Origin of the sequence: Herbaspirillum sp. WGmk3, from assembly GCF_023952535.1 — a bacterium.
Lineage (GTDB): Bacteria > Pseudomonadota > Gammaproteobacteria > Burkholderiales > Burkholderiaceae_D > Herbaspirillum > Herbaspirillum huttiense.
In genome coordinates, this window is the sequence record NZ_JAKYWT010000004.1 from 607986 (window position 1) to 625281 (window position 17296).

Here is a 17296-nt window from a genome sequence, read left to right on the forward strand (position 1 = left end):
ATTTGACAGAACAAAATAACAATATCGCTTATTTCAAACTTGCAGCGGAAGCCGCGCAGTACCAGCAGCAGCGTGACAGAGGCCAATTATTATCGCAATGACAAGCTCATCATTGTGCCGCATTTTGACCACAGACGGGCTTCTCCAGTGGAACAAATAAAACAATTTCGGCAATTTATGAACCGATTCGTTATAATTGATTCCATCCAAACCCGCACTGCCTCTTCGCACTTGCGGGCGGAATCGAACCGGAGTCGGGAAACATGGAGACAAGCTCGTGATGCCAGGCAGCACCCACAACAATGCGCAGCACGCCCCGGCGCGCCCGCGCGACGGGCGTTTGCCGCTGGCGCTGGCCGAGGCCGGCTTTGCCGTGCTGACGGTGGCCGCGCTGTGGCATGCCGACCTGCCGCCCTGGCTGATCGTGGGACTGCTGGCGCTGTGGCTGGTACGGGCCCTGATCCTGCTGCGCCTGCTGCGCGACCATCAGCGTGCCGCGCGCAACCTGGTCCTGGCCAAGGAAGCGGCCGACCAGGCCATGCTCACGCGCGGGGCCTTCCTCTCCACCATGAGCCACGAAATCCGCACACCCATGAATGCGGTACTGGGCATGGCCGGACTGTTGCGCACCACGCGCCTGGATACGCAGCAAGCCGAATTCGCCAAGGCCATCGAGGATTCGGCCAATGCCCTGCTGGGCATCGTCAATGACGTGCTGGACTTCTCCAAGATCGACGTCGGCAAGATGGACATCGCCGTGGTCGAGTTCGACCTGCTGGAAGTGGTGGAAGCCAGCGCCGAAGCGCTGTCCTTCAAGGCGCACGAAAAGCGCGTGCGCTTGCTGGCGCACGTCGATCCGCGCCTGCCGGTGCGGCTGCTGGGCGACCCCGGACGCATCCGCCAGGTCCTCCTGAACCTGCTGGGCAACGCGCTCAAGTTCACCCATGTGGGCGAAGTGCTGCTGCGGGTGCAGGCCTTGCACGTGTCGGGCGATCACTGCCGGGTGCGTTTCGAGGTGCGCGACAGCGGCATCGGCATGGATGACGATACGCTGCGCCGCCTGTTCTCGCCCTTCTCGCAGGCCGACAACTCGGTCACCCGCCAATACGGCGGCACCGGCCTGGGCCTGTCGATCTGCAAGCGCCTGGTGGAACTGATGGGCGGCAAGATCGGCGTGGAGAGCACGCCCGGTAACGGTTCCTGCTTCTGGTTCGAACTGGGCATTCCCGTGGCGCAACCCGCGCAGTTCGCCACCCGTCCGCATGCAGCCAAAAAACGACAGGTGGCCCTGCTCGAAACGCACGATGCCAGTGCCGCCATGCTGCACGAATACCTGCGCGGGGCCGGGCTGGAAACGGTGCGCTACAGCAGTGCCAGCGACGCCCTGGCGGCGCTGACCGGCCCGGCGGCCACGGCCACCGGCATCGATACCCTCATCGTCAGCAGCGAGATCCGGGATGTGCCGCCGGCCGCAGTGCTGGCACGCCTGCACGCGGAAAGGCCGACAGTTACGTGCGTGCTGCTTGACCATGGCGTACACGGCCTTAATATAGACGGAAAATCAACGTCGCCAGCCCTGCAGTTGCCGCTGCGCAAGCAACAGCTGCTGCGTGCGGTCGATCCGCAGGCGGGAGGCAAGGATGCGGCCGACGGGGAATTGACGGCAGCGCGCCCGGCCCGGGCGTCCCATCCGGGGCAACAGGGGCAGCAGGAACAGCGCGAACTCCTGCTGGTGGAAGACAACGTGATGAACCAGAAGGTGGCGGTGTACCAGCTCAATGCCATGGGCTACGCGGTCGATATCGCCTCCAACGGTGCGGAGGCGCTGGAGAAGCTGGCACGGCGCGCTTACGCGCTGATCCTGATGGATTGCCAGATGCCGGTGCTGGATGGCTACGAAACCACGCGCCGCATCCGGCGTCTGCAGGGCGAGCTGGCCCACACCCCCATTGTCGCGATGACCGCCAATGCCATGGCCGGGGATCGGGAACAGTGCCTGGAGGCCGGTATGGACGATTACCTGACCAAGCCTTTGCTGCGCTCGCAACTGGCGGCGATGTTGGAGCATTACCTGCCGGCGGCGCAGGAAGCGGCCGCCGACACCGGTGCTGCGCCGCTCATGCTCGACGAGAGCCGCCTGCAGGAACTGTTCGGCGAGGACACCGTGCTGGCTGGCCAGATGCTGGACATGTTCGTCGAACACACTACGCCGGTCATGGACGATCTGGCGCGGCATTGCCAGGCCAGCGATCCGCTGCTGGGCGAGATCCAGGCGCTGGGCCACCGGCTGGCGGGCAGCTGCCTGAACCTGGGCATCCAGGCGCTGGGACAGGCGGGACGCAACATGGAATTGGCGGCACGCCAGGGCGAACTGGCACACGTGCGCAAGCTCGCCGAGGAGTGCGCAAGCGCCTTCTCCGCCTTGCGACAACACCTAAAAGAGAGGGCCGGGGGAACACATGAAGATTCTGATCGTTGACGACGACAAGACCAATCTGTCGCTATTCACGCACATGCTGGCGCAGTTGCCCGATACCAGCATCAGCACCTGCCCCGATGCGTATGAAGCGCTGGACTGGTGCGGCAGCCACGATCCGGACCTGATCCTGCTGGACTACATGATGCCGGGCATGGATGGCCTCGATTTCCTCTCGCGTTTTCGCGCCATGCCGGGCCAGGAAATGACGCCGGTCATCATGATCACCGCCGACATGGGCCTGCAGGTGCGGCACAAGGCGCTGCAGATGTCGGCCAATGATTTCCTGTCGAAGCCGGTGAACCGGGTGGAACTGCTGGCGCGGGTGAAGAACATGCTGGCCATGCGCAAGTCGCAGCTGGCCATGAGCCGGAAGATCGAAGACTTGTCTGAAGAGGTGGAGCAGAAGGCGCAGCAGAGCACCAGTCTGGCGCTCAATTCGGTGGATCTGCTCTCGCGCGCGGCCGGCTATCGCGATCCGGAAACGGGCGAACACCTGGTGCGCATGTCCAATTACACCCGCATCATCGCCGCCCATCTCGGCTTGCCCAAGGAGGAGCAGGACCTGCTGCTGGCGGCCTCCCCCATGCACGACATCGGCAAGATGGGCATCCCCGACCATATCCTGCTCAAACCCGGACGGCTGGACGAGGAAGAACTGAAGGTCATGCGCCTGCACGCGCAGATCGGTGCCGACATCTTGCGCGGCAGTCCGTCCTCACTGCTGCAGACCGCCTCCCGGATCGCCGAGACCCATCATGAAAAATGGGATGGCAGCGGCTACCCCAATGGGATAAAGGGCGACGACATTCCTTTGTATGGCCGCATCGTGGCCGTGGCCGACGTGTTCGACGCGCTGACCTCCTCGCGTCCTTACAAAAAAGGCTGGAGCCTGGAAGACGCGGCGCGTTATCTGCGCGACAATGCGGGCAGCCACTTCGATCCGCGCTGCGTGGAAGCCTTCTTTGCCGGCTGGGAGGAAGTGGTCGATATCTACAACCGCAACCAGGACGGCAAATGATGCTCACCTTCATTGAACCCACGCTGTTCGAGAAGCTCAGGAGCGCCCAAGCCCTGCCCTCGCCCGGCGGGGTGCGCCTGACCATCATGCGCCTGTGTGCGCAGGATGATCCCGACATGCATGAACTGATCCACCTGGTGCAGGCCGATCCGGCCCTGTCCGGGCGCATCATCCGCATCGTCAACGTACTCAATGCCGACCGCGTGCGCCCGATCGCCTCGGTCAGCATGGACAGCATGCTGCTGGTCGGCCTGCAGGCCGTGCGCCAGCTGGCCCTGGCGCTGTCGCTGGCGGAAACGACGGCCCCGGCCTCCTGCGCCAACTTCAAGCTGCCGGCCTTCTGGGCCCACAGCTTCGCCATGGCCTGCAGTGCCCAGGCCATCAGTGGCCACACCCGCGTGGCACCGCTGGGAGAAATGTTCACCACCGGCCTGCTGGCCAACATCGGCAAGCTGACCCTGGCCTCGGCCCATCCGGCCGGCTATTCGTCGCTGCTGACGCGCCCGCTGGAACCGTCGGGGCAACTGGCGATGGAACAATCGCTGTTTGGCTTCAATCACCTCAACATCGCGGCGGCACTGATGCAGGACTGGAAGATCCCGGAACTGTTCTGCGATGCCGTGCTGCACTACGAAGCCCCGGCCCTGCCGGAGGAGCTGCCGGCTCCGCGCCCGCTGGAAATCATCTGGACCCTGTATCTCTCGGCCGCCATGGCCGAACTGGGCTGCGGCACACCGCAGGTAGCCGAGGCCGCCCTGCCCAAGATCGCGCGGGCGCTGCCGCAACTGCAACTGGCACCGAATGATTTCCCGGCGCTGTATCAGGCCGCAGGGGAGGACTGGCAGGATTGGACCCAGACCATGCACCTGACCGCCAAGACCCTGTGGCAGGGTCTCCCGGGGCAGGTCCACGACAAACTGCTGCGCCTGCAAGAGGCCGTCGGCGGAGACGATGCAGGCACTTGAACAACTGCTGCTCAGCGAAGCACCCGACGCCTATGTCCTCATGGACATGCAAGGCGGCGTGGTCTACTGGAACCGCTGCGCCGAACAGATCTTCGGCTACAGCGGCCAGGAAGTGCTGGGCCAGCATCTGGCGGACTTCATCGTGCCGCCCGAGCGGCGCGCAGAGGAAGAGCGGGTGTTCGCCGATACGCTGGCGCTGGGCCGGGCCGAATGCCAGTCCATCCGCCGCCGCAAGGACGGCTCGCTCTTGCACCTGTCAGTCTCCAACAAGCTGTTGCGCGATGAGCAAGGGCAACCGCAATACGTGCTGTCCTGCAAGCGGGACATCAGCCAGGCCACGGTGCAGCGTGACATCAGCCTGATCGCGGCCAGTGTCCACGGGCTTTATGATTCGCTGCCCGACGGCATCATCGTGGTCAACGCGCTGGACCGCGTGGTGCTGGCCAATCGCCGCGCCGGCGAGCTGTTCGGCTGGGAGGTTGGCGAACTGACCGGCCGTGCCATCGATGTCCTGATCCCGCAGCGCTTCCTGGCCATGCATGCGCAAAACCTGGCGGAGTACCTGTCCGGCCGCGCCGCTCCGGCCAGCAATACCACGCCCGACCTGTGCGGGCTCAAGCGCAATGGCAGCGAATTCCCGGTTGACGTCAGCCTGAGCCCGCTGGCCATCGAGGGCGAGACCTTCCTCATGATCGCCGTGCGCGACATCAGTGACCGCAAGCGCATCGAAGAAGATTTGGCAGAAAAGAACCGCGCCTTGCAGGAGGCCGTGGAGTCGCGCAACCGCTTCCTGGCCAATACCTCGCACGAGCTGCGCACGCCCCTGAACGCCATCCTGGGCTTTACCGAAATCCTGCTCACACGCATGGGCGGACCGCTCACGGCCGAGCAGGAACAACAGCTGCAGACCGTGCACGAAAGCGCCCAGCATCTGCTGGGACTGATCACCAGCCTGCTGGATGTCTCGCGCATGGAGGCCGAGGCGGAAGACCTGATCCCCGAGGCCCTGCTCTGCTCGGAACTGATCGAGGAAGCCGTGGCCGTAGTGCGCCCGGCCGCAATGAAGAAAGGCTTGCAGCTGGAGCTGGCACCCTATGCGGGCGAAGTGCGCATCCATGCCAACCGGCGCGCCCTGGCGCAGATCCTGATGCACCTGGTCGGCAACGCGATCAAGTTCACCGATCGCGGCCAGGTGCTGGTGAAGCTGCGCCAGCAACGCCACGACAAGACCCTGACCAGCTGGATCGAGGTCAGCGACAGCGGCTGCGGCATCAGCGAACAGGACCAGCAGAAGCTGTTTCGCGCCTTCACCCAGCTCGACGCCACCGCCTCGCGCAAGCACGAGGGCATGGGCCAGGGCCTCTACCTGAGCCAGAAGCTTGCCAACCACATGGGCGGCACGATTACGGTACAAAGCCGGGTCGGGACCGGCAGCCGTTTCACGCTCTGCCTCGAAGAGAGCACTTGAGCCAGCGCATGCCGTGACATCTCGGCGTGCGCCAATCCACCACAACAGCGTAGAATCGCGGCACAACAAAAACAGTTTCCGAAGGCTGCTTCCCGTGGGGAGCATGGCTGCGGGAGGGTTTCCAAACATGCCGACTTCACGTCTCCTGATCATTGACGATCATGCGCTCTTTCGTTGCGGCCTGCGGCTGGTGCTGCAGGCCGCCTTGCCGCAAGCCAACATCGGCGAGGCCGCCTCGCTGGAGGACGCCATGCGCCTTGAGGACGGCCAGCCGCCCGGCATGGTGCTGCTGGACATCCAGCTGGGCGGGCTCAATGGCATCGACGGCATGTCCGTGCTGGCGCGCAAGTGGCCGCAGGTGCCGGTCATCATTCTTTCCGCCGACGATACCGACGAAACCGTGCGTGAAGCCACCCGGCGCGGCGCGGCCGCCTTCGTCTCCAAGGCAGCCACCGCTGACCACATCCTGCGGGTCTTGCTGGAGGTGGCTGGCGGACGGCATGTCCTCCCTGTGGCCGATGTCGCCGCCGATGCCACCGGCAAACCCCAGTTCACGCCACGCCAGTACGAGGTACTGGGCCTGCTCAGCCAAGGCCTGACCAACAAGGCCATCGGCCGCCGGCTCAATCTCTCGGAAAACACCATCCGCGGCCATGTCCAGGCCATCCTGCTGGCCCTGGACGTGGACAACCGCGCCGAAGCCGCCTTTGCCGCCCGCCGGCGCGGCCTGGTGAGCTAACGCATGAAGAGCGACGGCGCGCTGGGGAGCGCACCTGTGCACGCGGCGGGCGACGACACGCTGCACCGCGTCCGCGTGGAGCAGGTGCGGCTGTTGTGCGGCAATCTGGGCAGCTCGGTGCTGCCGGGCATTCTGGTGGCGCTGCTGGTGGCCTATGCACTGCGCGAGAGCGCCGGTCTGTGGCCACTGCTGGGGTGGGCTGCCGGGGTAATCGCCTCCAAGCTGTTCGACTACGCCGATGCGCGGCGCATGTTGCGCATGGAAATCACGCCCGCCAACATCGACCTGATCAAGCGCCGCCTGGTCGTGTTGCATGGCATCGATGGTGCCGCCTGGGGCCTGTTGGCACCGCTGGCGCTGGATACCGCCAGCCCGGGTGGCAGCATCCTGCTCATCGGGGTGCTGGCGGGGGTGGCCGGCAATTCCATGTCGATCCTGTCGCCGGTGCTGCCGGCCTTCGTCTCCTTCTGCCTGGTGGAGCTGGGCATGCTGGCGGCCAGCGCCTGGCATACGCATGAAGACGCACTTGAGGTACTGGCCGTGGCCGCCCTGCTCTACGTCGCCTCGCTCATGGTCCAGGCGCGCAACAGTGCAGGTGCGGCGCGCGCGGCCATCATGCTGCGCTTCGAGAACAATGCGCTCATCGAGCGCCTGCAGCGCGAATCCGAAAAAACCCAGCAGGCCCTGCAGCAAGCCGAACAGGCCAATGCCGCCAAGTCGCGTTTCCTGGCCGGGGCCAGCCACGACCTGCGGCAACCCATCCATGCCCAGGGGCTGTTCTTGGAAGTGCTGTCCAATACCCCGCTCGATCCCATGCAGCGCGAGGTGGTCGGCCGCCTGCGCAATGCCGCCGACAATTGCGCCGACATGCTGCACACCCTGCTGGATTACTCACGCATCGAAGCGGGCGTGGTGACACCGCAGCTGGCCCCTTTCCGCCCGCAGGCGCTGATCCATCGCATCAGCCGCGAGATGGCCGCGCAGGCCGAGGCCAAGGGTCTGGTGTTCCGCACCCGCGAGAGCCAGGCAGTGGCCAGCGCCGATGCGGGGCTGACCGAACTGATCCTGCGCAATCTGGTGTCCAATGCGATCCGCTATACCGAACGAGGTGGCGTGCTGGTGGCCTGCCGTCAGCGGGGTCCACAGGTGTGGCTGGAGGTATGGGATACCGGCATCGGCATCGCGCCGGAGCAGCAGCAGGAAATCTTTCGCGAATTCCACCAGCTGGGCAATCCGGAACGCGATCACAACAAGGGGATGGGCCTGGGTCTGGCGATTGCCGAGGGATTGGCGAAGATGCAGGGCTTGCAGCTGACGGTCCAGTCACGGCCGGGACGAGGGAGTGTCTTCCGGCTGCAACTGCCGGCGGCGCTCATGCCGCTGCCGGCGCAGGCGGGCAAGCCGGCACCGGCACTCACGGCACAGCGCGACCTGCACGGCCTGCGCATCCTGCTGATCGATGACGACCAGCGTGTGCGCGACAGCATGGCGCAGCTGCTGGGCCAATGGGGCTGCCATTGCATCGACGTCGAAGGCCTGGAAGAGGCCGAAGCGCTGGCCCACTCACAGGAATTCGACGTGGTCATCAGCGACTACCGCCTGCGTGCGCATCGCAATGGCACCGAAGCCATTGCGGCAGTCCGCGCTGCCAGCCGGGAGCATGTCGGTGCGCTGCTCATCACCGGGGATACGGCACCGGCCCGGCTGCGCGAAGCCAGCGAAAGCGGCATTCCCATGCTGCACAAACCGGTGGCCCCGGCGCAATTGTGGGAGGCACTGCTGCGGCTGGCGGCGAAGGCTGGCGGCGTGCATCCGCAATGATGTGTTGATGCGCAATGGCGGGCACCAACACATCAGCGCATTGACGCATCAATGGATCAGTCCACGCCGCGTGCGCGGTCTTCCTTGAATTTCTTGACGAAGTCCTGGAAGGTGCCGGCGTCGATGGCGTCGCGCATCTCCTGCATCAGTTGCAGGTAGTAGTGCAGATTGTGCACGGTGTTCATGCGGGCTCCCAGGATTTCACCGGCGCGATGCAGGTGGTGCAGGTAGGCGCGCGAGAAGTTCTTGCAGGCGTAGCAGTCGCAGCTCTCGTCGAAGGGGCGGTCGTCGTTCTTGTACTTGGCGTTCTTGATCTTGACGTCGCCATAGCGCGTGAAGATCCAGCCATTGCGCGCATTGCGGGTCGGCATGACGCAGTCGAACATGTCCACGCCGTTGGAGACGCCTTCCACCAGGTCTTCCGGCGTACCCACGCCCATCAGGTAGTGCGGCTTGTCGGCCGGCAGGCGCGGGCCGACATGTTCCAGCACGCGCATCATGTCTTCCTTGGGCTCGCCCACCGACAGGCCGCCGATGGCGAAACCATCGAAGCCCAGTTCTTCCAGGCCAGCCAGCGATTCATCGCGCAGGCCTTCGAACATGCCGCCCTGGACGATGCCGAAGAGCGCGTTCGGATTTTCGCCGCGATCGAATTCATCCTTGGAACGCTTGGCCCAGCGCAACGACATGCGCATGGATTTGCCGGCCTCTTCGCGAGTGGCGGGACGGCCATCGATCTCGTAAGGCGTGCATTCATCGAACTGCATGACGATGTCCGAATTGAGTACGCGCTGGATCTGCATCGAGATCTCGGGCGAGAGGAACAGGCGGTCACCGTTGATGGGTGAAGCAAAGTGCACGCCCTCTTCCGTGATCTTGCGCATCTCGCCCAGCGAAAACACCTGGAAGCCGCCGGAGTCGGTCAGGATGGGCTTGTCCCAGCCGATGAACTTGTGCAGGCCGCCGAACTTGCTGACCACTTCCAGTCCCGGGCGCAGCCACAGGTGAAAGGTATTGCCGAGGATGATCTGGGCGTTGATTTCCTTCAGTTCCAGCGGCGACATGGCCTTGACCGAACCATAGGTGCCCACCGGCATGAAGATGGGCGTCTCGACGGTGCCGTGGTTCAGTTTGACGCGGCCGCGGCGGGCCTTTCCGTCGGTTTTCAGCAGGGTAAATTCCAGCATGGTGCTCTCTGTTTTCTTTCCGGGTTTCTCAGGTACGGGTCAGCAGCATGGCATCGCCATAGCTGAAGAAACGGTATTGCTGTGCAATGGCGTGCGCATAGGCCGCACGGATGTGTTCATAGCCGGCGAAGGCTGACACCAGCATCAGCAGGGTCGACTTGGGCAGGTGGAAGTTGGTTACCAGCTGGTCGACGGTCTTGAAGGTGTAGCCGGGCGTGATGAAGAGCTGGGTGTCATCGCTGCCGGCCTCGAGCTGGCCGCTCTGCGAGCCGGACTCCAGGGCGCGCATGCTGGTGGTCCCCACCGCGATGACACGGCCCCCGGCGGCCTTGGTGGCACGCACGGCCTCTACCGTCTCGGGCGAGATGGTGTACCACTCGCTGTGCATCTTGTGCTGCGACAGATCTTCCACCCGCACCGGCTGGAAGGTGCCGGCACCCACGTGCAGGGTCACGAAGGCCTGCTTGACGCCACGTGTGGCCAGTTGCTGCAGCAGGGCTTCATCGAAGTGCAGGCCGGCGGTCGGTGCAGCGACGGCACCGGGTTCCTTGGCGTAGACGGTCTGGTAGCGCGTCTCGTCATAGGCATCGGCCTCGTGGTCGATGTAGGGCGGCAGCGGCAGGCTGCCGTATTGCTCCAGCAACTCGAAGGCGTCGGCGGGGAAATGCAGGGTGAAGAATTCGCCGAAACGTTCACCTACGGTGACATCGAAGGCATCGGCCAGGCGGATGCGGGTACCTGGTGGCGGCGACTTGGAGGCGCGTACCTGGGCGTGGACGGTGCGCGGATCGAGGATGCGCTCGACCAGGGCCTCGATCTTGCCGCCGGTTTCCTTCACACCGAACAGGCGCGCCTTGATGACGCGGGTATCGTTGAAGACCAGCAGGTCGCCGGGCTGCAGCAGCTCGACGATGTCGGAGAAGCGGCGATCAGTCAGTTGCGCACCCTGCACCTGCAGCAGGCGCGAAGCGCTGCGCTCGGCCAGCGGGGTCTGGGCGATGAGCTCGGGAGGGAGCTCGAAATCGAAGTCGGAAAGAGAGTACATGCTTGCAAAATATGGGTGGAGGCGATGCGCACGGCAGCCAACATGGCCAAATGGCCCGGTGCCGGGGCACTTCCCGGGCAAGAAGTGTTGCCGGCGGGATTGATACTGTAAATATTCACAGTAAAATAGCGTAACCCGTTATTTTACGCTGTCTGCGCGTTTTTCCCATATGCGCGTGCGACTAGCCACAATGGCCCTCCGTCCATACCACGCCGACCGCATGCCCGCTACCGCGAAGAAAACCACCCCGCCGGCCTCGAAGAAAAAAGCGGCTCCCGCTGCCAAGGCCACCGCAAAGCCTGCCGCCAAGCCCGAAAACAAGCTGGCCAAGCTGGGCCTGCACAATGACATGGACCTGGTGCTGCATCTGCCGCTGCGCTATGAGGATGAAACCACCCTCATGAGCATCGCCGAGGCCTCCATGCGGGGCCTGCAGACGGTGCAGGTCGAAGGCGTGGTCACTGCCTGCGACGTGCAGTTCCGCCCGCGCCGGCAGTTGATCGTGACAGTCGGCGACGACAGCGGGCAGTTGACCCTGCGCTTCATCAATTTCTACGGCAGCCAGACCAAGCAACTGGCCGAAGGTACCCGGGTGCGGGTGCGCGGCGAATTGCGGCATGGTTTCTTCGGCGCCGAGATGGTCCATCCCTCTTACAAGGTGGTCAACGAAGGCGCTCCGCTGCCCGATGTCCTCACGCCCGTCTATCCGGCTGGCGAAGGCCTCTCCCAGGCCTATCTGCGCAAGGCCATCGCCAATGCCATGAGCCGCCTGGACTGGAGCGATACGCTGCCGCCTTCGATGCTGGAGACCCTGAACCTGGCCGGCTTCGAGCCGTCCGTGAGGCTGCTGCACAATCCGCCGCCGGACGTGGATGAGCATGCCCTGATCGAACGTTCCCATCCCGCCTGGATCCGCATGAAGTTCGATGAATTGCTGGCGCAGCAGCTCTCGCTCAAGCGCGCCCAGGCCGCGCGCCGCGCCAAGACCTCGCGCGCACTGCCGGTCACCGGGCGCATCACCGAGGAACTGACCAAGGTCCTGCCCTTCCAGCTGACCGGTGCCCAGCAGCGCGTTCTCGAAGAGATTCGCGCCGACCTGCGCCAGTCCTTCCCCATGCAGCGCCTGCTGCAGGGCGATGTGGGCAGCGGCAAGACGGTGGTGGCCGCGCTGGCCGCCGCCCAGGCCATCGACAGCGGTTGCCAGGCGGTGCTGATGGCACCGACCGAAATCCTGGCCGAACAGCACTTCCGCAAGATTGCGGCCTGGATGGAACCGCTCAATGTCGGCGTGGCCTGGCTCTCCGGCAGCCAGAAAAAAAAGGAAAAGACCGAGGCCCTGGCCCACATCGAATCCGGTGCGGCGCGCCTGGTCATCGGGACCCACGCGCTCATCCAGGACACGGTGCAATTCGAGAACCTGGGCCTGGTGATCGTCGATGAGCAACACCGCTTCGGCGTGGGCCAGCGCCTGGCCCTGCGCAACAAGAGCTTCAATCCGGCCGACCGCGAAGCGGCTGCCGTGCCGCACCAGCTGATGATGTCGGCCACCCCCATCCCGCGTACGCTGGCGATGACCTATTACGCCGACCTCGAAGTCTCGGTGATCGATGAATTGCCACCAGGCCGCTCACCTATCGTCACCCGCGTGATCGACCAGAACCGCCGCGATGAAGTCATTGAACGGGTGCATGCGGCAGCGCTGGAGGGCAAGCAGATCTACTGGGTCTGCCCGCTGATCGAGGAATCCGAAGCCTTGCAACTGCAGACCGCGACCGACACCCATGCCGCCCTCTCAGCCGCGCTGCCGGACCTGCAGATCGGCCTGGTGCACGGCCGCATGAAGCCGGTGGAAAAACAGATCGTCATGGAAGGCTTCAGCCGGGGGGCGATCCATCTGCTGGTGGCGACCACCGTCATCGAAGTCGGCGTGGACGTGCCCAATGCCTCACTGATGGTGATCGAACATGCCGAGCGTTTTGGCCTGTCGCAGCTGCACCAGTTGCGCGGACGCGTGGGGCGGGGCTCGGCAGCCAGCGTGTGCCTGCTGCTGTATCAAGGCCCCCTCGGCGGCACCGCCAAACAGCGCCTGGCGACCATGCGCGAGACGACCGACGGCTTCGAGATCGCACGGCGCGATCTGGATATTCGGGGCCCCGGAGAATTCCTCGGCGCAAGACAGTCCGGTGAGGCCATGCTGCGTTTTGCCGATCTGGCCACCGACCAGTGGCTGGTGGAAAAAGCGCGCGATACGGCGCAGGCACTGCTGCAGCATGCGACCGATATCGTGGATCGCCATCTGGCACGTTGGCTTGGCGGACGGGAAGATTTCCTGAAGGTATGAAACACCCGCGAAGGCCGCCGCAGAGGCCGCCTCGCCGTGCTTCGGGCTTGGTCTTTTGCAAAGCTTTCCAGCATCTCTCACGCGGCAGGCCAATGCAAGGTCTGCAAACACAAATCAGCAAAATGCCAACCAGATTTCCGCAAAAATCGAGAATTTCTTCGCTTTATGTCGATTGACGGAGAGCAGTACTGAGTCCAATCTACGGCCCACGGTGAACGGGTTCATGAAGGATCGCGCGGCGCACGCTGGTTCACCGGCTTCCCGTTGCGCCGGATGACCATCGCTAACTACAGAAGGCTGAACATTTTGGTTTCCAACCACGATCAACAATTGGCCCGCAGACTGCTCTGCCCCATCTGCCAACGCGCACTGACGGCTTGCATCTGCCACTGGACCTCTCCCATCGATCATGCCGTCGATGTGCTGATCCTTCAGCATCCGCTGGAAGTGAGCAATGCCAAGAACAGCGTGCGGCTGCTGCACCTGAGCCTGCCGTACAGCAAGCTGGTGGTCGGCTCGGTGTTTGATGCCGAGGAACTGCACGCAATGATGCACGCTCCGTCCCGCCTGCGCGGCGTCTCTTCGACCGAACCGGTGCATCCGGTGCTGTTGTACACGGACGATGTCTGCACACCCGAGACCCGCTACTTCGATGCGCGCACCATGATGGTGGACAAGCAGGAGACGCTCAAGCGCGTGCGCCTGGTGATCATCGACGGTACCTGGCGCAAGAGCCGCAAGATGCTGTTCGAAAACCCGATCCTGCAAACCCTGCCGCGCATGATGCTGATCGATACCCCGACCTCGCGCTACACCATCCGCAAGTCGCACAAGCCCGAACAGCTGGCCACGCTGGAAGCAACCGGCTACGCGCTCATGCAGCTGGAACGCAACAGCGAGAAATATCATCCGCTGCTGACGGCCTTCGACAACTTCGTCCTGCAACAGGGCTACATGCGCATGCACGGCCAGGCGACGCGGCGCAGCGAATAGGCGATCCGCCTGGCGCAGGGGAACCAAAGGCGCTGATCGCTGACCAAACCCATCCGGCCGCTCCGTGCGGCCGTTCTTGTTCAGGTGGCGTGGCAATGCGCTTATAATTGTGCGATTGAGACGTTGTGGTCCTGAACATCTCTGACATACGTTGACGCCGGCCGGCGTCATCCCATCCCTGCGAACAAATCAACACATGAGTTCCGAATTCCTGCAACTGGCTGAAAAAGTCACTCAGCTCGCCAAGCTGGCACAAGGCCTGCGCGAAGAAAATGCCGAGCTGCGCCGGAAAGTCAAACTGCTCTCCGAAGACAACACCACCCTCGCCTCCCGCGTGGACCAGGCTTACCAGCGCGTCTCCGCCGTGCTGGCGCAACTGCCCGTGGCCGAAGTGGAAGAAGAAGCGGCTGCCGCCGGTGAGGAGGCCGCATGACCACCATCCAGATCAATGCCATGATCATGGGCCAGTCCTATACGCTGGCCTGCCAGGAAGGCGAACAGGCCGCGCTGCATCATGCCGTGGCCTATCTCGACCAGAAGATGCGCGCCATCCGCGACGCCGGCCGCATCAAGGGCACCGACCGCATCGCCGTGATGGCCGGACTGGGCATCGCTGCCGAGTTGCTGAGCATGCAACGTGCTGAAGGTCCCTTCGCCGGCCTGACCATTGCGCAATGGCAGCAGCAGATTGCCGCCATCACCGAGGTGGTGGACCAGGCGCTGGCCCCGCAGGAAAAACTGTTTTGAGTGCGCTGTCAGCGCCATGCTGACACGCGGAAATTCTTTACGCATGCTTGAGAAAATGGCTGCCTTGCGCAGCCATTTTGCTTTCCCGGAGCAAGCACTTCCCCTGAAGAAAATTCGGTTACAAAATCGTCGACTTATTTTTGAGGAAGGTCTTGGAGGACGAAGATGAATCGGTTAGACTTCGTACTCCTGCCGTGTTCGCGATTGCCATATATTCCTTGAACCATTTACGAGCATAGGCTGTGGGATCGTTTGATGGGCGTGAGCGTCGCTAGTCCGATGAACCCGAAATTGAACTACCGCAGCCAACTTGAACCGTCAGGTTCAGGATGCCGGCACAGCGGCACAGGCGGGACTTGGATTGAAGAAAAACGGCTGCATTCGCAGCCGTTTTTTTATGCCTTGTTTGTAATGCCTGTTTGCTGGCGTGACGGAGGACCAAGCAGCGCCGCCCCCTCTTCGCCTCACTCAGCTCTCGCGTTTCTTCGCGCCCTTGCGCTCCAGTCCCACTTCATCGATCACATCCTGGAATTCGGTCACATCCTCGAAGCTCTTGTAGACCGAGGCAAAGCGGATATAGGCTATCTTGTCCAGACGCTTCAGTTCGCGCATCACCAGCTCCCCGACCTGCCCCGACATCACTTCCCGCTCGCCGCTTTGCAGCAGCTTGTCCTGGATGCTCTGGATGGCCATATCGACCGCCTCGGCCGATACCGGGCGCTTGCGCAGTGCCAGCATCAGGCTGCCGCGCAGCTTGGCCGGATCAAAGTCGGTACGGCTGCCATTCTTCTTGACGATCACCGGCATGGTCAGCTCGATGCGCTCGTAAGTCGTGAAGCGCTTGTCGCAATTGCCGCAGCGGCGGCGGCGGCGAATGGAATGGCCGTCCTCGGACAGGCGCGTATCCAGCACCGGGGTATCTTCGTGATTGCAGAATGGGCACTTCATGGTGGCAGTGAGGCAGTAGTTGGATTGAGCTGGACAATGAGGGCCGGGGCCCGGTACTTCGATGACGCGCCGGCCACGCCATGGCCAGCACCACAGTGTTGCATCCCCAGGCCGGCCCGGCCATCGTATGCGAGGGCAAACCGGCCGGTCCAAATAAGCGACGGCGCCCGCAGTAACGGGCGCCGTCCGGAACATCTTCTACGACAGGTGCAGTTTCCGCTTTTTGGCAGAAAACTTCACGCCGGCCCCCAACGGACCGGCATTTCCGTCGTCAATCAGCCGTAGACCGGGAAGGCCTCGGTCAGCTTCTTCACTTCGGCCTTGACGCGCTCGATGGTGGCGGCATCGTGCGGGTTGTCCAGCACGTCGGCGATCAGGTTGCCGACCTTTTCAGCTTCGGCTTCCTTGAAACCACGGGTGGTCATGGCCGGGCTGCCCAGGCGGATGCCGGAGGTCACGAATGGCTTTTCCGGATCGTTGGGGATGCCGTTCTTGTTGCAGGTCATGTGGGCCGAACCCAGGATGGCTTCGGCTTCCTTGCCGGTCAGGCCCTTGGGACGCAGGTCCACCAGCATCACGTGCGACTCGGTGCCGCCCGAGACGATGCGCAGGCCGCGCTTGATCAGGGTCTTGGCCAGCACATCGGCGTTCTTCACCACTTGCTGCTGATACGCCTTGAATTCCGGCGAAGCTGCTTCCTTGAAGGCCACGGCCTTGGCCGCGATGACGTGCATCAGCGGGCCGCCCTGGATACCGGGGAAGATGGCCGAGTTGATGGCCTTCTCATGCTCGGCCTTCATCAGGATCACGCCACCGCGCGGACCGCGCAGCGACTTGTGGGTGGTCGAGGTGACGAAGTCGGCGAAGGGCACCGGGTTCGGGTACACGCCTGCGGCGATCAGGCCGGCGTAGTGGGCCATGTCCACCATGAAGTAGGCACCGACTTCCTTGGCGATCTTGGCGAAGCGCTCGAAATCGATGCGCAGCGAGTAAGCCGAAGCGCCAGCGATGATCAGCTTGGGCTTCTTCTCACGGGCCAGGCGTTCCATGGCGTCGTAGTCGATTTCTTCCTTTTCGTTCAGGCCGTAGGAGACCACGTTGAACCACTTGCCCGACATGTTCAGTGCCATGCCGTGGGTCAGGTGGCCGCCTTCTGCCAGCGACATGCCCATGATGGTGTCGCCCGGCTTCAACATGGCGAAGAACACGCCCTGGTTGGCCTGGGAACCGGAGTTGGGTTGCACGTTGGCGGCTTCGGCGCCGAACAGGGCCTTCAGGCGGTCGATGGCCAGCTGCTCGGCCACGTCCACGAATTCACAGCCACCGTAGTAGCGCTTGCCCGGATAGCCTTCGGCGTACTTGTTGGTCAGCTGCGAACCTTGCGCTTCCATCACGGCCGGCGAGGTGTAGTTTTCAGATGCGATCAGCTCGATGTGATCCTGCTGGCGGGTGTTTTCCTTCTGGATGGCAGACCACAGGTCGGGATCGACTTTCGCGAGAGTCTGGTTCTTGTCAAACATGGCTTTTCTCCAAATTGATGAGCTG

General features: G+C 63.4%; 14 protein-coding genes and 1 other RNA gene. 11 read left to right on the forward strand and 4 right to left on the reverse strand.

Annotated features, from left to right (window positions below; translation table 11 throughout):
• Nucleotides 1–280: 280 nt before the first annotated feature.
• The 6 genes from MKD49_RS18320 to MKD49_RS18345 all read left to right on the forward strand — a co-directional run bounded on the left by MKD49_RS18320 (nt 281) and on the right by MKD49_RS18345 (nt 8490).
• Entirely contained in the window at nt 281–2479 is a 2199-nt protein-coding gene (locus MKD49_RS18320) for an ATP-binding protein (protein ID WP_252697041.1), read from the forward strand.
• Nucleotides 2460–3497, forward strand: coding sequence for an HD domain-containing phosphohydrolase (locus MKD49_RS18325; RefSeq protein ID WP_039788967.1), 1038 nt, complete (start codon nt 2460–2462; stop codon nt 3495–3497). Before MKD49_RS18320 ends, MKD49_RS18325 begins: the two co-directional genes overlap by 20 nt.
• Nucleotides 3494–4462: an HDOD domain-containing protein gene (locus MKD49_RS18330; RefSeq protein ID WP_121037892.1), complete on the forward strand. Its 969-nt coding sequence runs from the start codon at nt 3494–3496 to the stop codon at nt 4460–4462. Before MKD49_RS18325 ends, MKD49_RS18330 begins: the two co-directional genes overlap by 4 nt.
• On the forward strand, nt 4449–5930 hold the full coding sequence (locus tag MKD49_RS18335; protein WP_252697014.1) for a PAS domain S-box protein: 1482 nt from the start codon (nt 4449–4451) through the stop codon (nt 5928–5930). The genes MKD49_RS18330 and MKD49_RS18335 overlap by 14 nt, the downstream gene beginning before the upstream one ends.
• Nucleotides 5931–6057: 127 nt before the next feature.
• A complete protein-coding gene (locus MKD49_RS18340; RefSeq protein WP_252697015.1) occupies nt 6058–6669 on the forward strand; it encodes a response regulator transcription factor in 612 nt (203 codons plus the stop codon).
• Between the two features lie 3 nt (nt 6670–6672).
• Nucleotides 6673–8490, forward strand: a complete 1818-nt coding sequence (locus tag MKD49_RS18345; protein WP_252697016.1) for an ATP-binding protein — start codon at nt 6673–6675, stop codon at nt 8488–8490.
• A 56-nt stretch (nt 8491–8546) separates the two neighbouring features.
• Here MKD49_RS18345 and tgt read toward each other — a convergent pair whose 3' ends face one another.
• Together tgt and queA are read right to left on the reverse strand one after the other, a co-directional pair.
• Nucleotides 8547–9677, reverse strand: a complete 1131-nt coding sequence (tgt, locus tag MKD49_RS18350) for a tRNA guanosine(34) transglycosylase Tgt (RefSeq protein WP_039788974.1) — start codon at nt 9675–9677, stop codon at nt 8547–8549.
• Between the two features lie 28 nt (nt 9678–9705).
• Nucleotides 9706–10722, reverse strand: a complete 1017-nt coding sequence (gene queA / locus MKD49_RS18355) for a tRNA preQ1(34) S-adenosylmethionine ribosyltransferase-isomerase QueA (RefSeq protein ID WP_252697017.1) — start codon at nt 10720–10722, stop codon at nt 9706–9708.
• A gap of 220 nt (nt 10723–10942) precedes the next feature.
• On the opposite strand from queA, the gene recG reads away from it, so the two are divergent.
• The 5 genes from recG (at nt 10943) to ssrS (ending at nt 15163) form a co-directional block, all read left to right on the forward strand.
• Nucleotides 10943–13063, forward strand: a complete 2121-nt coding sequence (recG, locus tag MKD49_RS18360; protein ID WP_252697042.1) for an ATP-dependent DNA helicase RecG — start codon at nt 10943–10945, stop codon at nt 13061–13063.
• Nucleotides 13064–13369: 306 nt separating this feature from the next.
• Nucleotides 13370–14056: a tRNA-uridine aminocarboxypropyltransferase gene (locus MKD49_RS18365; protein WP_039789792.1), complete on the forward strand. Its 687-nt coding sequence runs from the start codon at nt 13370–13372 to the stop codon at nt 14054–14056.
• Between the two features lie 196 nt (nt 14057–14252).
• Nucleotides 14253–14489 (forward strand): hypothetical protein, encoded by a 237-nt coding sequence (locus tag MKD49_RS18370; RefSeq protein WP_034330350.1) that lies wholly within the window; start codon nt 14253–14255, stop codon nt 14487–14489.
• Entirely contained in the window at nt 14486–14803 is a 318-nt protein-coding gene (locus MKD49_RS18375) for a cell division protein ZapA (protein ID WP_121037871.1), read from the forward strand. Before MKD49_RS18370 ends, MKD49_RS18375 begins: the two co-directional genes overlap by 4 nt.
• A 183-nt stretch (nt 14804–14986) precedes the next feature.
• Nucleotides 14987–15163: non-coding RNA, 6S RNA (ssrS, locus tag MKD49_RS18380), on the forward strand.
• Between the two features lie 108 nt (nt 15164–15271).
• On the opposite strand, the gene nrdR is transcribed toward ssrS, so the two are convergent.
• Nucleotides 15272–15751 (reverse strand): transcriptional regulator NrdR, encoded by a 480-nt coding sequence (gene nrdR, locus MKD49_RS18385; protein ID WP_121037869.1) that lies wholly within the window; start codon nt 15749–15751, stop codon nt 15272–15274.
• 275 nt (nt 15752–16026) lie between these two features.
• Nucleotides 16027–17271, reverse strand: a complete 1245-nt coding sequence (gene glyA / locus MKD49_RS18390; protein ID WP_008326559.1) for a serine hydroxymethyltransferase — start codon at nt 17269–17271, stop codon at nt 16027–16029.
• Between the last annotated feature and the right edge of the window lie 25 nt (nt 17272–17296).